This is a genomic window from Zoogloea oleivorans (assembly GCF_008107625.1).
Taxonomy (GTDB): domain Bacteria; phylum Pseudomonadota; class Gammaproteobacteria; order Burkholderiales; family Rhodocyclaceae; genus Zoogloea; species Zoogloea oleivorans.
Window position 1 is genome coordinate 1 of record NZ_SDKK01000097.1, and the last position, 1,322, is coordinate 1,322.

General features: G+C 53.5%; 2 protein-coding genes. Both read right to left on the reverse strand.

Annotated features, from left to right (window positions below; all coding sequences use genetic code 11):
- The coding region (locus tag ETQ85_RS25935; RefSeq protein WP_148581854.1) for an IS3 family transposase at positions 1-326 on the reverse strand (326 nt) is incomplete at its 3' end.
- A complete protein-coding gene (locus tag ETQ85_RS25940; RefSeq protein WP_148581855.1) occupies positions 323-619 on the reverse strand; it encodes a transposase in 297 nt (98 codons plus the stop codon). The genes ETQ85_RS25940 and ETQ85_RS25935, both read right to left, overlap by 4 nt.
- Between the last annotated feature and the right edge of the window lie 703 nt (positions 620-1,322).

Sequence of the window (1,322 nt, forward strand, 5' to 3'; positions counted from 1 at the left end):
AAGCCGTGGCGGCTGTCGGTGGTGTGAATGAATTTGCGCCGCCACACCGGACGTAGCCCATTGATACGCATGAGGGTTCGTATCCGGTATCGCCCCACGCGAAGCCCCTGCGCATGCAGGACGGCCCGCAGGCGCCGGCTGCCATAGCAGCGTCCGGAGGCGGTGAAGGCGGCGCGCAGGTGGGTGCTCGTTGGGCAAACCCTGGCGGGTTCGCCCCTGCGTGAGCAGGCGGCGTAGAAGCCCGAACGACTCACGCCCAGCAACCGGCACAGCAATGCGGTGTTGTCGGCCTTCTCTTGCAACTGAGCGATGCACCGGTAGGTCATTTCAGTTCGCGGGCAAAGAAGGCCGACGCTTTTTTCAGCAGGTCATTGTCCTGGCGAAGCTGCCGATTCTCCGCCTCGAGTTGGCGAATGCGTTGTTGTTCGACCGTCAGCGGCTTGCCGATGCCTGCCTGTCCGCTTTGCTCCGCATCGAGTTGCACCAGCCAGCGGCGCACTGCGGTCTCTCCCAGACCCATGTCGCGGCACACTTGACCGACGCTCAGGCCTTGATCCTTGATCATCTGGACGACTTGCAGCTTGAAGCTCGCATCGAACGCCCGGCGTTTCTGTTTCATCTATTTCTCCTCCACGGGTGGATCATCCACCTATCGAGGTGTCCGAGGAAATTAGACCACTACACCGACTCGTCTTGCAACTTTGAACTTACGGCCATTTTATCAACAAAAAACCCAACTTTCTCATCAATCGACCCTTTATCCAAAGGCGCGGAGAAAGCTATGCCGACATCAAAACTAAAACTCAAAAAAACAACAAAACCCTCAGTCCTTTAAGCAGCATACAAAACCTCAAAATAGCCTCATCAGACAGGGCCCTCGCAATCACAAAGGTTTGCTGAAGCAACCCTTCCAACCTTGAGCATCGGTTTCATTCGGCGCAGTTCGTGCGTGACCATACATTTGAATTTTACTTCATTAACTGCAATCAATTTCCATCGAAATCCACACCCACAAAAATTACCCCATGACGATCCATCAAAAAAGAAGCCTCACTATGGAGGCTTCGTCAAAAATGAACTCATGAAATAAAGCTCACCTCTTTCGCTTATCACTTTCCTTTGGGTGAAGGAGAAAAGGAGCGACCACCAGCCAACTCTCCTTTCATCTGCACATCAAAACCGGATCCACCACCACCCGCACGACCAAGCATCTCCCCGAAATTACGTGCATCAGCTAGCTTACCATAGGCCCCCATAATGTTTCCATTATAGCTAGGAAACGGAGATCCATCAGTATAGCTAGGCGCGCTCTAGACTGAAGT